General features: G+C 73.5%; 9 protein-coding genes and 1 riboswitch. Of the genes, 5 read left to right on the top strand and 4 right to left on the bottom strand.

Annotated features, from left to right (window positions below; genetic code table 11):
* Positions 1-50 precede the first annotated feature (50 nt).
* The 3 genes from ACZ4M8_RS09290 to ACZ4M8_RS09280 all read left to right on the top strand — a co-directional run bounded on the left by ACZ4M8_RS09290 (position 51) and on the right by ACZ4M8_RS09280 (position 2,928).
* A complete protein-coding gene (locus tag ACZ4M8_RS09290) occupies positions 51-875 on the top strand; it encodes a LuxR C-terminal-related transcriptional regulator (protein WP_467604803.1) in 825 nt (274 codons plus the stop codon).
* Positions 876-1,157: 282 nt separating this feature from the next.
* Entirely contained in the window at positions 1,158-2,282 is a 1,125-nt protein-coding gene (locus tag ACZ4M8_RS09285; RefSeq protein ID WP_467604801.1) for an alpha/beta hydrolase, read from the top strand.
* A gap of 292 nt (positions 2,283-2,574) precedes the next feature.
* Entirely contained in the window at positions 2,575-2,928 is a 354-nt protein-coding gene (locus ACZ4M8_RS09280) for a hypothetical protein (RefSeq protein ID WP_467604798.1), read from the top strand.
* Between the two features lie 132 nt (positions 2,929-3,060).
* Here ACZ4M8_RS09280 and ACZ4M8_RS09275 read toward each other — a convergent pair whose 3' ends face one another.
* On the bottom strand, positions 3,061-4,203 hold the full coding sequence (locus ACZ4M8_RS09275) for a C40 family peptidase (RefSeq protein ID WP_467604795.1): 1,143 nt from the start codon (positions 4,201-4,203) through the stop codon (positions 3,061-3,063).
* An 8-nt stretch (positions 4,204-4,211) separates the two neighbouring features.
* A riboswitch (cyclic di-AMP (ydaO/yuaA leader) is annotated at positions 4,212-4,394 on the bottom strand.
* 260 nt (positions 4,395-4,654) lie between these two features.
* Between ACZ4M8_RS09275 and pcrA the strand changes: the two genes are divergently transcribed.
* The gene (gene pcrA, locus ACZ4M8_RS09270) at positions 4,655-7,147 is read left to right on the top strand and encodes a DNA helicase PcrA (protein WP_467604792.1); all 2,493 of its coding nucleotides are present in this window, start codon (positions 4,655-4,657) and stop codon (positions 7,145-7,147) included.
* Positions 7,148-7,229: 82 nt separating this feature from the next.
* Here pcrA and ACZ4M8_RS09265 read toward each other — a convergent pair whose 3' ends face one another.
* Complete coding sequence (locus tag ACZ4M8_RS09265) at positions 7,230-8,924, bottom strand: M23 family metallopeptidase (protein ID WP_467605336.1); 1,695 nt, start codon at positions 8,922-8,924, stop codon at positions 7,230-7,232.
* A 701-nt stretch (positions 8,925-9,625) separates the two neighbouring features.
* On the opposite strand from ACZ4M8_RS09265, the gene ACZ4M8_RS09260 reads away from it, so the two are divergent.
* Positions 9,626-10,084 carry a cobalamin B12-binding domain-containing protein gene (locus tag ACZ4M8_RS09260; protein ID WP_467604791.1) on the top strand — a complete coding sequence of 153 codons (459 nt, stop codon included), beginning with the start codon at positions 9,626-9,628 and terminating at the stop codon, positions 10,082-10,084.
* 127 nt (positions 10,085-10,211) lie between these two features.
* Here the strand turns inward: ACZ4M8_RS09260 and ACZ4M8_RS09255 are convergent, their stop codons facing one another.
* Together ACZ4M8_RS09255 and ACZ4M8_RS09250 are read right to left on the bottom strand one after the other, a co-directional pair.
* On the bottom strand, positions 10,212-12,095 hold the full coding sequence (locus ACZ4M8_RS09255) for a DUF5691 domain-containing protein (RefSeq protein WP_467604788.1): 1,884 nt from the start codon (positions 12,093-12,095) through the stop codon (positions 10,212-10,214).
* Positions 12,096-12,710: 615 nt separating this feature from the next.
* Positions 12,711-14,069 (bottom strand): SWIM zinc finger family protein, encoded by a 1,359-nt coding sequence (locus ACZ4M8_RS09250; RefSeq protein WP_467604787.1) that lies wholly within the window; start codon positions 14,067-14,069, stop codon positions 12,711-12,713.
* Between the last annotated feature and the right edge of the window lie 142 nt (positions 14,070-14,211).

The raw sequence follows: 14,211 nt of genomic DNA, 5'->3' as shown, positions 1-14,211 counted from the left end.
CCGCACCGCGCGATGATGACGACGCAGACCACGAGGGACGGATGAAACACATGCACAGCGACGGCGCACAGCAGGGCGTGAGCAGCGACGACGCTCCCCGGAGCACACCGGTCGGCACCGGCACACCGGCCGCCCACGGCACCGCGGAGGCCGCCGGGCCCGCGACCCTGGGGCCGGCGGACGGTGACCCGGCCACCGGGGGAGCGGACGGGGAGCGCACCGTACGGGTGGTGCTCGTCGACGACCACCGGATGTTCCGGACCGGTGTCCAGGCGGAGATCGGGGTGACGGAGCGGACCGGTGTCGAGGTGGTCGGCGAGGCGGCCGACGTCGATCAGGCGATCACGGTCATCACCGCCACCCGCCCCGAGGTCGTCCTGCTCGACGTCCATCTGCCCGGTGGCGGCGGGGTGGAGGTGCTGCGGCGCAGCGCGACGCAGATGGCCGACCCGGAGCGGCCGGTCCGCTTCCTGGCGCTGTCGGTCTCCGACGCCGCCGAGGACGTCATCGGCGTCATCCGGGGAGGCGCACGCGGCTACGTCACCAAGACGATCACAGGGAAGGACCTGGTCGGCGCGATCTTCCGGGTGGCCGACGGGGACGCGGTGTTCTCACCCCGGCTCGCCGGATTCGTACTCGACGCGTTCGCCTCGACGGATGCCCCACCGGTGGACGAGGATCTGGACCGCCTCACCCAGCGGGAGCGCGAGGTGCTGCGGCTGATCGCCCGCGGGTACGCGTACAAGGAGATCGCCAAGCAGCTCTTCATCTCGGTGAAGACCGTGGAGTCCCATGTCTCCGCGGTGCTGCGCAAGCTCCAGCTCTCCAACCGTCATGAACTGACCCGCTGGGCCGCCGCCCGCCGCCTGGTGTGACACGGCGGCGGGGCTGACGGGCGGCCGGCCGGGCCGGGCGCCACCGCCCGGCGGCATCCGGCGCGTTGCCGGAAGGATCCGGTCCGCCGCCGGAGAGGTTCGCGTCACATACCAGGGATCTATCGGTAAAAACTCTGACAAAAGGAGGAAAGAAGCTAGCGAAAAGGAGCAACCAGGACGTCGTGGAACGCCATCTAAAGGCGCGGAGAGCCTGCTGCCGTCGGCGCGGCCACCACCCCGTCGACCCGTACACGCCGTACACGTCCTGGAAGCGAGATCCCGATGAGCCTGACGGGCACGCCCTTCTTCCTCACCTCGCTTCTGCTGCTGGTCGTCGCCATCGTCGTGCCGCTGGCGCTGTGGAGCCGGATAGCGGGGCCGCGTCTGGTGCGCGGCGCCGTCCGGCTGGCCATGCTGCTGTTCGCGCAGGCCACCGCCATCACCGTGGTCTTCGTGCTGGTCAACAACGCCAACAACCTCTACGACACCTGGGACGACCTCCTCGGCACCGGGAGCCACATCGAGGCGGCCCACGACCTCGGGCCCGACGGGATGGGCGGCCTCCAGATATCCGACGAGCCCCGCCGGGCCCAGCCGTTCCGTCCCGCCGACGATCCGGTGGTCGGACCCGGCGTGCAGATGACGGAGCTCCAGGGCCGTATCTCCGGTGTCAGCGGCGAGGTGTACGTCTGGCTGCCGCCGCAGTACCACGATCCGGCGTACCGCACGAAGAAGTTCCCGGTGGTCGAGCTGCTGCCCGGCTACCCCGGGTCGGCCAAGTCCTGGCTCGGCACGCTGGGCGTGGCGCGGCAGCTCCAGCCGATGATGGAGCGCGGGGAGATCGAACCGTTCATCCTGGTCGCGCCGCGTACCAACATCTACCGGGGCGCCGACACGGGCTGCGTGAACATCCCCGGGAAGGTCAACGCCGACAGCTGGCTGACCGTCGATGTGCGCCAGATGGTCATCAACACCTTCCGGGCCGGGGACCGCCCCGGCTCCTGGGCCCTGGCCGGGTACTCCGCCGGGGCGCACTGCGCGACCAGGCTCGCCCTGGCCCACCCGGACCGCTACCACGCGGCGGTCAGCATGTCCGGATACAACGACCCGGCGGGCGAGGCCACCTCACTCGCCGGCAAGGACCCGAAGCTGCGGATCGAGAGCAACCCGCTGCACGAACTGCGGGAGGCGAACGCCGCAGGCCGCCCGCCGCACACCGCGCTCTTCCTCTCCGGCGCCCCCGGCGACGGCTACGAGGCCGGCCTCGGGCTCCAGCGGGAGGCCCGGCGGCCGACCACGGTGACCGTACGGCGGATCGGCAGGGACGCCGGCGGCCACACCACCGCGGTCTGGCGCCAGCAGGTCCCCGAGGTCTTCCGCTGGCTGAGCGGACAGATCAGGGCCTGACGCACCGGGCCGCGCGGAGCGCCCGTGCCGGTCGTCCGGCCTGCCGCGCCGCCGGCCCCGCCGCCCGCACCCCGTGCACCCGGACCTGGCAACCCGTACGGGACGGGCCCGGTCGGCGGCACCGACCGGGCCCCGCGAAGTGGCGCACCCGCCTTCCCTCACCTCCGTGCGGCGCGCCCGAGGAGCGGCCACCGCGTTCCGGACAGGACGGGAACAGGGCGGGAACAGGCCGGGAACGGCCGCGACGAGGCCCCCGGAAGGGGGTATGGGGGAGACCGTTACGATCCGCACTATGGACGTAGTAATCAATATCTTCGTCGGTCTGCACATCATCGGAATCGCCTCCCTGCTGGGAGGCTTTCTGACGCAGATGAAGGCGATGAGCGCGGGCACCGCCCGGTTCGTGCCGGCGATGCTGCACGGTGCGCTGACGATGCTGGTCACCGGCATCGCGCTGGTCGGCCTGAACCAGGCCCAGGGCAGCCCGGTCGACAACATCAAGATCGGCATCAAGCTGGCCGTCCTGGTCGTCATCCTGGGGCTGGTCTACGTCAAGCGGGACGAGGAGAGCGTCGCCAAGCCGCTGTTCGGCACGGTCGGCCTGCTCACCATGGTCAACATCTTCATCGCGGTGCTCTGGGTCTGACCCCCGCCCAGGGGCGCGCGGCGAAGCCCCCGCGCTCCCGGCGCACCCCGCGTACGCCACCGGCCCGGCCCCTGTCCGAAGGGGCCGGGCCGGTGCCGTTCTCCGGGGCGGTCACACGGCCCCGGCGGGGTGTCACGCCGGGCGGACGCTCCCGTAGACCGGCATGTAGTAGATCGACTCGACGCGGACGCTCGCGCCCGGCTTCGGGGCGTGGATCATCTTGCCGTCGCCGATGTACATCCCGACATGGCTGATGTCGTTGTAGAAGAACACCAGGTCACCGGGGGCGAGATCCTTGGTGGCGACGCGCTGGCCGAACTTCACCTGCTCCCAGGTCGTCCGCGGCAGGTCCACCCCGGCGGCCTTCCACGCGGCCTGCGTCAGCCCGGAGCAGTCGTAGGAATTGGGTCCGGTGGCGCCCCAGACGTACGGCTTGCCCATCTGCGCGCGGGCGAACGCGAGCGCCTTCGCGGCCTTCGTACGGTACGAGCCGTCGGCCGGTCCGCCGCCCTGGCCCGGGTCGGTCGTCCCGGGGGAGCCGGTGTCCGTACCGCCGCCACCGGGCTGCTCGCGCTGCTTGCGGGCCTCCTCCTCGGCCTTGCGGCGGGCCGCCTCCTCCTTCTTGCGCTCCAGCTCCGCCAGACGCGCCTTCTCCTGGGCGGTCAGGTCGGCGAGCAGCTGCCGGGCCTCGGCCAGCTTGCCCTGGACCGTCCGCTTGGAGCCGGCCAGCTCGCTCTGCGACTCCTGGAGGCGCTCCAGGCTGCGGGTCGCCTCGGCCCGCTGGTGGGCGGCGGCCGCCTGCTGCTCCTGATAGGCGTCGACGGCCTGCTGCTGCCGGCCGGTCAGCCGCTCCATGAGGTGGCTGCGGTCGGCGAACTGCTGCGGATCCTTGGCGAACATCAGCTGCGCCGTGGTGCTCATCCCGCCGCTGCGGTACTGCGCGGCGGCGAAGGTGCCCAGCTCACGGCGGGCTTCGTTGAGCTTTCCGGTGCGGCGGGCGGCGGCGTCCTGGAGGTCGCTGACCTCCGCCCGCCGCGCGTCGACGCGCTCCTTGACGGCGTTGTACTTCTGGGTCGCGACCTCCGCCTGGTGGTAGAGGGCATCGACCTTCTTCTTGACCTCTTCGACGGTCGGCTTCGGGGCCCGGGGGGCCGCCTCGGCGGACTGCGACAGCAGGGTGACGGTGGCGAACGCCGCGGTCGTCAGCCCGGCGGCCGTCCGGCGGCTGCCGGGCGAGGTGAGGGCGCGGGTGCGCGGCTTGCGGTGCGACGGCAAGGCCGGCGACTCCTTCCGTGGACCGCCTACCGGGTTAGCTGTCGGGTTCGGGCGGTGTCACAACGGAAGGCTTGCCCTACGGCCGGTGCGTCCGCGCGCGGCGGCCGTACCGGTCGATTCACCCCGGTGGTGCTGGTGGGTCCCCGGCTCCGGGTGCCGTGGGGCAGGGCCGGACTCGGCGGAGGCGGCCCGTGCGGACGCTGTCGGCCGCGGGACGCGGGCTGCCCGAGCGTGAACCTAGCCAACTCGTGTGGCTCCTGTGAAGGCAGATGTTCGAATTGCCCGAAACCTTTTCGTGACCTGTGTGCATGAAGTGACGATCGCGTGGGCAGGGCGGGGCATCTGCGCCGAATGCCGGAATCATGGGAGCTGGGGACGGAACCCCCCTCCTTCCGGCCTTTCCCCGGCTCCGGCCCCGACTGTCAGTGGGGCGGCCTAGACTCGGTGGGCGATGAGCAGCCTCTTTGACGACAGCTTCCTGGCGGACCTCGCCCCCAAGGACGAGGAGCCCCCGCCGCCCCCCGAGGACGAGCACGGCCCGGCCCCGGAGGAGGTCCCGCACGACCTCTTCAGCGGGAAGTTCGACGCGCCCGTGCCCCGGGACGCGCACTACCGCGACGGCGCCGCCCGCCCCGCCGTCGATCCGGCCGCGCTCCTGGAAGGGCTCAACGACGCCCAGAAGGCCGCCGTGGTGCACTCCGGCGGCCCGCTGCTGATCGTCGCCGGAGCCGGTTCCGGCAAGACCCGGGTGCTCACCCACCGCATCGCCCATCTGCTCGCCGCCCGCGGCGTGCACCCCGGCCAGATCCTCGCGATCACCTTCACCAACAAGGCCGCCGGTGAGATGAAGGAGCGCGTCGAGGAGCTGGTCGGCCCCCGGGCGAACGCCATGTGGGTCTCCACCTTCCACAGCGCCTGCGTCCGCATCCTGCGCCGCGAGTCCAAGCACCTCGGCTTCACCTCGTCGTTCTCGATCTACGACGCCGCCGACTCCAAGCGCCTGATGGCCCTGGTCTGCCGCGATCTCGATCTCGACCCCAAGCGGTTCCCGCCCAAGTCCTTCAGCGCCAAGGTCTCCAACCTCAAGAACGAGCTCATCGACGAGGAGACCTTCGCCGGGCAGGCGGCCGACGGATTCGAGAAGACCCTGGCCCAGGCGTACGCCCTCTACCAGGCGCGGCTGCGCGAGGCCAACGCCTTGGACTTCGACGACATCATCATGACGACCGTCAACCTCCTCCAGGCGTTCCCGGACGTCGCGGCCCACTACCGCCGCCGCTTCCGCCACGTCATGGTCGACGAGTACCAGGACACCAACCACGCGCAGTACACCCTCGTCCGCGAGCTGGTCGGCCCGGCCGAATCCGCCGCCGAGCTGTGCGTCGTCGGTGACGCCGACCAGTCGATCTACGCCTTCCGCGGCGCCACGATCCGCAACATCCTCCAGTTCGAGGAGGACTACCCGGACGCCACGACGATCCTGCTGGAGCAGAACTACCGCTCCACCCAGACGATCCTCTCCGCCGCCAACGCCGTCATCGAGCGCAACGAGAACCGCCGCCCCAAGAACCTCTGGACCGAAGCGGGCGAGGGCCCCCGCATCACCGGCTACGTCTCCGACACCGAGCACGACGAGGCGCAGTTCGTCGCCGACGAGATCGACCGCCTCACCGACGCCGGGGACGCCCGCGCCGGGGACGTCGCGATCTTCTACCGCACCAACGCCCAGTCCCGCGTCTTCGAGGAAATCCTCATCCGCGTCGGGCTGCCCTACAAGGTCGTCGGCGGCGTCCGCTTCTACGAGCGCAAGGAGGTCCGCGACATCCTCGCGTACCTGCGCGTGCTCGCCAATCCGGAGGACACCGTCCCGCTCCGCCGGATCCTCAACGTCCCCAAGCGCGGTATCGGCGACCGCGCCGAGGCGATGATCGACGCCCTGGCGCTCCGCGAGAAGATCAGCTTCCCGCAGGCGCTGCGCCGCGTCGACGAGGCGTACGGCATGGCCGCCCGCTCCGCCAACGCCGTCCGGCGCTTCAACACCCTGATGGAAGAGCTGCGCACCGTCGTCGAATCCGGTGCCGGCCCGGCCACCGTCCTGGAAGCGGTTCTGGAGCGCACCGGCTACCTCGCCGAGCTGCAGTCCTCCACCGACCCGCAGGACGAGACCCGGATCGAGAACCTCCAGGAACTCGCCGCCGTGGCCCTGGAGTTCGAGCAGGACCGGGTGGCCGGCCCCGCCGCCGAGGAGGCGGACGCGGACGAGCCCGTCTCCGGCGGCACCCTCGCCGACTTCCTGGAGCAGGTCGCGCTGGTCGCCGACTCCGACCAGATCCCCGACGAGGACGAGGACGGCAGTGGCGTCGTCACCCTCATGACCCTGCACACCGCCAAGGGCCTGGAGTTCCCGGTCGTCTTCCTGACCGGCATGGAGGACGGCGTCTTCCCGCACATGCGCGCCCTCGGCCAGACCAAGGAGCTGGAGGAGGAGCGCCGCCTCGCCTACGTCGGCATCACCCGCGCCCGCGAGCGGCTCTACCTCACCCGCTCCACGATGCGCAGCGCCTGGGGCCAGCCGTCGTACAACCCGCCGTCGCGGTTCCTGGAGGAGATCCCCGCCGCGTACGTCGACTGGCGGCGCACCGGCCCGGCGACCCCGTCCGCGACCATGGGCCAGCTGCGCTCCTCCGGCAGCGGCGGCGGGATCAGCTCCGGGTTCACCCCGTCGCGGGCCAAGAGCGGTCCGAGCGGGTTCGCCACCCGGCGGGGCAACGACCGCCCGGTGGTGGCGCTCGCCGTCGGCGACCGCGTCACCCACGACAGCTTCGGCCTCGGCACGGTCACCGGCGTCAAGGGCAGCGGGGACAACGCCGAGGCGACCATCGACTTCGGCGGTGAGAAGCCCAAGCGGCTGCTGCTGCGGTACGCACCGGTCGAGAAGTTGTGAGCGCCCGGAAGCCGTGAAAAGGCCCGGCCCGTCAGGGGCCGGGCCGCCGCAAGGACGCCTGCCGGACTTCGGGCGCCGGACGTCAGTTGGGGTTGAGGCCGTGGCTCTGCAGCCACGGCAGCGGGTTGATCGGCGAGCCGCCGCCCGGCCGCACCTCGAAGTGCAGATGCGGTCCGGTGGAGTTGCCGGAGCTGCCCGAGTACGCGATCTGGTCCCCCGCCTTGACCGAACCGGAGCGGATCTTGGTGCTGCTGAGGTGGCAGTACCACGTCTCCGTGCCGTCGGGCGCCGTCACGATCGCCATGTTGCCGTAGGCGGAGTTCCACTGGGTGCGGACGGTGCCGTCGGTCGCGGCCATGACGGGCGTGCCGTACTGCACGGGGAAGTCGATGCCGGTGTGCACGGACATCCAGTTGACGCCCGCCTGGCCGAAGAGGGCGCTCAGCCCGTGCTGCGCGACCGGCAGCAGGAACTTCGGGCGCGCGGCCTCCTTGCGCCGCGCCTCTTCCTCCTTGCGCTTCTTCTCGGCGGCCTGCCGGGCCTTGAGGTCGAGGCGCTCCTGGGTACGGCTCGCCCGGTCGGCGAAGTCGTCGGCGCCGGCGCTGAGTCCCGCGAGCTGGGTGTCGAGCTTGCTGTTGGCCGCCGACGGCTTGACGCCGCCGGCCTCCGGGGCGGCCTGCGCCGCCTCGTCCTTCTCGTCGCCGCCGAAGCTGCCGACGGTGGCCGCCGCGGCGGCGCAGACACCGAGGGCGGCGACGGAGGGCACCGCGATGGTCAGCAGCGCGGACCGCTTGGCCGTGCGGCGGCGGCCCCGGCCCCGCACGGCCAAGGCGGCGGCCCGGCCGTGACCGGGGGCGTCGTCGGCGGGGCCGGACGGGACGACCGGAACCGCCTGGGTCATCGCGTCGGCGACCGCCGCGGCGCGCGCACCCGAACCGGCTCCCGGGGATCCGGCCTCGGGCCGCGGCGGTTCGGCGGGTTCGTGCGGCAGGGCGTCCTCGGCCGGGGGACCGCCCTGGGCCGGGATGATCGCGGTGGCCGCCTGGTCGATCGCGGGCCACACGGCGGTGGCGTCGTGCCCGGACGCGTCGTGCCCGGCGTCCTCGGTGACGGCCGGCTGCACGAGCGTGGCGGTCGCCGCCTCGTAACCGCCGGTGCCGTACGCCGTCCGGTCGTCGTACCCGGCGGCCTGTCCGTCGAAGGAGCCGCTACCGAGGGGGTCGCCGTAGCCGTACGCGCCGGTGGCGGTGTCCTGCCCGAACCCGCTCGCGTCGTAGGCGCCGGTGGCGTAGGTGGTGTGCGCACCGGTCGGGTAGGCGCCGGTGTCCTGGCCGTACCCGTCGCCGTAGCCGTAGGCGTGGGCGCCGGGGGGCTCGTGGCCGGTGTGGGCGTACGGGTCGTAGGCACCGCCCTGCGTGTCCGGGCCGTAGCCGGTGCCGTACGTCATGGCCTGGTGCGTGCCGGTGTCGTACCCGGCCGTGCCGTACGCGCCGGTGTCGTAGGAACCGGTGTCAGGGGCGCCGGCGCCGTACGACGCGGTGTAGGTGCCGGAGTCGTAGGCGGCGCCGTACGGCTCGTTGCCGTAACCGGTCGCCGGGTACTGCCCGATGTCGTAGCCGCCGGGCAGGGAACCGAAGAGCGGATCGGCGGCGTCGTACGCGGGGTAACCGGCCGCGGCGTGCTGCCCATAGGTGTCGTACGCGGGGGAGTGCCCGTACGAGGCGTCGGGAGCGGGGCCTGTCGGGAGCGGAACCTCCGACGGGTGACGGTCGTTCACCACCAGCTTCTCTTTCGCCTCGGCAGCAGGAGAATTAGCGGCGACTGTACCCGGCGGTACGCGACGCCGACAATCTTCCTCAGGTTTCGGCGTGACCCGGGCCGGGCATTTGGCCGCCTTTCGGTGGCATCCCCGCCTGCTCCCGTTGCCTCCGCCCGGTCGGTACGGGGGCGCGACCGACCGGCGGGGCGCGCCCCGGCCGGGCCCGCGAGGCCGGAATTCCCTTGACGTGTCCGGTGGATGCCGGGCGTGGCGTCCGGGCCGCCGTCGAATACGGGGATTCGCGCCACGGAATGGCGAGGGATGGCTTGATATCGATCTTTTCCCGGTGTCGGATGGTTCCGGAAGGGGCGCTGTGGGCGGAATGCGGGCGGCGCGAACGAATGGCGTCATGAATATCGGGCGAATTCCGGTGGATGTTCCGGTGGGTGCGCGGTTGTCGTCGGGAGGTCCGGCGGGGCAGGTGCCCTCGGGGGCGCTCCGGCCCGGAAGCGGTCCGGCGCGGGGCGCGGGGCCAGGAGGTGTGGCGGGGCAGGGGCGCGCGCCGTGTGATTTCCCCCTCCCCGCATGTCACGGGGCCGCGGGGTACGCGATGCTGGGGATAACGTTCGTTCACCTGTGGCCGCCGGACCGGACGGTCGCACGATCGGTTGTCGGCTCGGCGGCACACACGACGTGCCGTGCATGACTTGGAGGCGGTTATGGGTGTGGCACGGCATGACGAGGCGCAGGCGCACGGCCGGGGCGCGGCCGGTACGCAGGGCCCGATCCGCGTCGTGGTGGCCAAGCCGGGGCTGGACGGGCACGACCGGGGAGCCAAGGTCATCGCGCGGGCGCTCCGCGACGCCGGTATGGAGGTCATCTACACCGGGCTGCACCAGACCCCGGAACAGATCGTCGACACGGCCATCCAGGAGGACGCCGACGCCATCGGCCTGTCGATCCTCTCCGGCGCCCACAACACCCTCTTCGCCAAGGTGATCGCGCTGCTCAAGGAGCGCGACGCGGACGACATCAAGGTCTTCGGCGGCGGCATCATCCCGGAGGCGGACATCGCACCGCTGAAGGAACAGGGCGTCGCGGAGATCTTCACCCCGGGCGCCACCACCACCGCGATCGTGGAGTGGGTGACCGCGAACGTCCGCTCCCTGTCGGCCTGAGAGGGCCGGCGGAGCGGGCCGGTCCGGGGGCTCGCGCCCTGATGACGGCCCGCTGCCGGGCGGCACGCCGTGCCCCGACGACGGGCGGCGGGGTACGGCGCGGGGAGCTGAGGCTTCCGCCATCGGGTCACTCCGTTCGAGGCGCGGCAGTGGTGGCGGGCGCCGGGCCGGGAGCGGGCGCCGCGGGCGCGGGCGTGTGGCCGGGAGCGGCGTCGGTGCCGGAGGCGTCGGTGAGTTCGGCGAGCATGGTGGCGCGCAGGCGGAGGGTGCCGACGAGGCGTTGGAACGCCTCGGCCCAGTAGCCCCCGGAGCCGGGGGACGCGCCCTCGGGCTCGTCGGTGACCGCGGTCAGCATGTCGAGCCGGTCCGCGGCTGACGGGTCCAGACAGCGTTCGGCCAGGCCCATCACCCCGCTGAAACTCCAGGGGTAGCTGCCCGCGTCCCGGGCGATGTCCAGGGCGTCGACGACCGCCCGGCCCAGCGGCTCGGACCACGGCACCGCGCAGACCCCCAGCATCCGGAACGCGTCGGCCAGACCGTGCGCCGCGATGAACCCCGCCACCCAGCGGGCGCGTTCCTCCGGTGGCAGGACGGTCAGCAGTTTCGCCGTGTCGCGGGACGAGCCGCACGGCGCGCCCCCGGGGTCCTCGGGCGCCGCCCCCGGAGCGCCCAGCAGGGCCCGCGCCCAGGCGGCGTTCCGTTGCCGGACCGCCGCGCGGCACCACGCGTCGTGCAGTTCGGTGCGCCAGCCGTCCGCCACCGGGAGGGCGGCGATCTCCTGCGGAGTACGCCCGCCGAACCGCTCGGACCAGCGGTGGAGTGGCGCCGATTCGACCAGCTGCCCCAGCCACCAGGCGCGTTCGCCACGCCCCGCGGGAGCCTTGACGGCCACTCCGTCGCGTCGCATGCCCTCGTCGCAGCTGCCCGGCGGCGTCACGACGAGGACCGGACCGGACCGTCCGCGACGGGCCGCACGGGGGGCCGCCCCCGGGGAGAGGGCGACACAGGCGTGGGCGCGGGCCGCCATCCGCGCGGCGAACGCGGACCCGGGCAGCGTGGAGAGGAGTTCGGCGGCGGTGGCGCGGACGGTGCGGCTGCGGTCGGACAACGCCCCTTCCAGGAAAGGCTCGTCGGCGGGCGAGAGGCCCTCGCGCAGGGTGTCGAGGAACAGCAGCCGGTCCTCGGCGTGCTCCGCCGACCAGCTGCCGGCCAGCAGCTCCCGGCCGGCGTCCGGCGCGTTCCGCCGCACCGAGGCCAGTAGGGCCACCCGCTCCGCGAACAGCCCTTCCTCCCACAGGCGCCGCACCGCGTCGGGGGCGTCCGTCCCCGGCGTCGCACGGGCACCGGTGCCACGGAGCGCGAACTTCCATTGGCTGTTCAGCTCCGCCAGCCAGCGGGCCCGCGGACCGGCCAGCGCCAGTGCCGCCGGACGCAGGTCGGTCCGGGCGCGGGCGGCGTCGAGCAGGGCGGGCAGCAGCGCCTCGGGGGCGCGGTAGCCGCGGGCTCCGGCGGCGGCCAGCCACTGGGGCAGCAACTCGGTGAGGTCGGGCGCGGTGCCGCGGCGGTTGTTCCCGCCCGTATGGCCGCGGTCCGCGAGCAGCAGTGCCAGACGGCGGCGGGCGGCCGGCGGTATCACCGGCCGCGGGTCGTCCGGGGCGGGTGCGGGGCGGTCGGCCGCGGGCGCGGGCCGCAGGGCGGCGCGGCGGCGCACCGTGCTGACGGCCGCCGCGTCCAGCAGCGCCGCGGCCGCACTCCGTCCGGGCCGCACCGCCACGGGCGGTGTCCGCCGCTCCGTCCCCAGCAACGCCGCGCTCACCAGGGCGGACCACGGGGCGGCCGGGGGCGGAGGAGCGGCAGGCCCGGCGGTGGTGGAGGTGCCGGTCGAAGGCGGTGCGTCCACGCTGGTGGCGGCGGCTCCGTCGCGCTCCGGTGGGATTCCTCGGGGCCTCGATCCGGGGGCGGGGCCAGGGGCGGTCGGTGCGGACGAAGAACCGGAATCGGTGGGTGTCATGCCGTACTCCAGGAGTCGTCGGGTGAGGGTGTGGGGCTGGAGCTGTCAGATGGGCGCAGGGGCCGGGGCGGGGCCGACCGTCCGGTGGATTCCTGGCGGTGTGCGGGTACGGGGTCCTTCCGGCGTACGGGTCAGGTGGGGTCAGGAGGTCGGAGTTCGGGGGGCGGGTGCTCAGGCCGTCCCGGGCTCGTACTGCTCGGTCGGGTGGGGCGACGGGGCGGGGCGGCGAGGTTGCGAGGGTTCGGCGCGGCTTCGGGGTGAGAGGCCCGGCCCAGGGGTGCCTGGGGCAGGAGTCCTGGCTCGGGTCGGCCTGGGCCCGGGAGGGCCCGGCCGGTGAGGCTCCGGCTGGCGAGCCCTCCGTACGGGGGCCGCCCGAGCGCAGGAGCCTCTGAGCGCAGGGAGTTTCAGGTGTCCGGGCCGCCTGTCCGGGCCTGTCCGGCCCGCGAGGCTTCTGGTCCGCGAGCCCTCGGCCCGGGACCGCCCGAGCCGGGGACGGCCCGGACATGCGCACTCCGGGCACCCAGGAGCCCTGTGTACCGCCCGGTTCGGCACAGCGAGCCTGCTCCGGGCGACCCGGCCGCGCTATTCGCGGCCCGCTCCGCCGAGCCCTCCTGGTCACAGGGAGACCGGGGTCGGGTCCCAGGTGGTCAGGGGGAGGAAGCCGCGGTGGCCGCAGGTGCCGAAGACCGTGAGGGGGCGGCCGCCGGATATCGCGGCCAGCCGCCACAGGCCCGGTCGGCGCAGGCCGCGCGGGTCCAGCGGCAGCGCGGATTCGCCGTCCGCGTCGGCCAGTTGCCACCCCGCCCCGTCGTCCACGGGAACCGGTACGACGTCCGCGAGCACCACCGGCCAGGAGCCCAGCCAGGGGTCGTCGCGGAGCGCCTCGCCGTACGCGCACAGTGCGGCGTCGACACCGCACCCCGGCGGCACCGTCCCCGGGAACGGTGGTGCGTGGTGTTCTCCCAGGACGGCCCGCAGAGGTCGGGACCCCGGGTGGAAGGCGAGGTCGGCGTCGAGCAGCAGTCCGGGCGGGAGCGTCGGCTCCAGAGGGCGGCCACCGCCGGAGAAGGAGAGGAGGAGTGCCATCCGGCCGGTCCGCTCGCCCCGCAGATGGATGCGGCGGGCAGTCAACCTGCCCTCGTCGGTGTCCTGTTGGGACAGCACCAGCCAGCGGTCGCGCACCGGCGCGGCCTCGGGACCGGTCAGCAGCTCGGCGGTGCTCGTCGTCAGGCCCACACGGGCCCGGACCGTCGCGGCGAGCGGCGGCGGCAGCCGCTCGACGGCGAGAAACCCCTGGTCGAGGAGGTGGAGCAGGGCGGACTCCTCCAGCAGGCGCGACGGCCAGTCGCCACCCGAGTGCGGCAGGGTGCCCAACTCCCTCACGATAGCGGCGAGTCCTGGAGCCTGGGCGTCCACCATGCGGGCGGCGGTCTCCTCCCAGGAGGTGTGGCCGGCGTCCTCCGTGGCGGCGAGCCCCGTGCTCAGCAGGTCCTCCAGGCGCTGCTCCAACTCCGTCGCGCCCGCCGCGATCCGGGCCGCCCGCCGTGCCGCGCGCCGAGCGGACTCCGTACCGTCGGACGTGCGCAACGGCTTCTCGCCGCCCGGCGGTGCGGCCGCCCGGCGGTCGGCCGGCTCCCGGCGGCCGGTCAGCCACTCCTCCGCCCAGGGCGGCGGTGTACCGGCCGGGACCGTTCCGCTCCCGGCGGACCAGAGCAGCAGCAGCCCCAGCGCGTGCTTGCACGGGAACTTACGGCTCGGGCAACTGCACCGGTACGCCGGGCCGGTGAGGTCCACGACGGCTCGGTACGGCGCCGGACCGCTGCCCTCGCACAGGCCCCATACCGCGTCGCCGCCGGTGCCCGCTCCCGACCACGGACCGGGCCCGGCGAGCCTGCCGCCCACCTTGCGTGATGTCGCGTCAGGCGCGAGCGCGAGCACCTGCTCCGCCGTCCAGCGTTCCCCCTGCTGATTCATGTCACCGACGCTACGGCCGACCACTGACAATCGGCCGGACAGCGTGGGAAAGCGCAGGTCAATAGCGGTTTCAGGGGCGTTGTCAGTGGTCGGGTGCAGAGTGGGATCCAGCAAGCGGCCGACGGCCTGCCGGGCGTCGGTG

This window comes from Streptomyces sp. NPDC027185 (genome assembly GCF_055567035.1).
Note: the sequence above shows the minus strand (reverse complement) of the source record. Positions and strands in the feature narration are given on the sequence as shown.

Excerpts from the sequence above, each read along its gene's own strand:
- ACZ4M8_RS09290 (WP_467604803.1), top strand. The coding sequence starts at position 51 with ATGCACAGCGACGGCGCACAGCAGGGCGTGAGCAGCGACGACGCTCCC.
- ACZ4M8_RS09285 (WP_467604801.1), top strand. The coding sequence starts at position 1,158 with ATGAGCCTGACGGGCACGCCCTTCTTCCTCACCTCGCTTCTGCTGCTG.
- ACZ4M8_RS09280 (WP_467604798.1), top strand. The coding sequence starts at position 2,575 with ATGGACGTAGTAATCAATATCTTCGTCGGTCTGCACATCATCGGAATC.
- pcrA (WP_467604792.1), top strand. The coding sequence starts at position 4,655 with ATGAGCAGCCTCTTTGACGACAGCTTCCTGGCGGACCTCGCCCCCAAG.
- ACZ4M8_RS09260 (WP_467604791.1), top strand. The coding sequence starts at position 9,626 with ATGGGTGTGGCACGGCATGACGAGGCGCAGGCGCACGGCCGGGGCGCG.
- ACZ4M8_RS09255 (WP_467604788.1), bottom strand. The coding sequence starts at position 12,095 with ATGACACCCACCGATTCCGGTTCTTCGTCCGCACCGACCGCCCCTGGC.
- ACZ4M8_RS09250 (WP_467604787.1), bottom strand. The coding sequence starts at position 14,069 with ATGAATCAGCAGGGGGAACGCTGGACGGCGGAGCAGGTGCTCGCGCTC.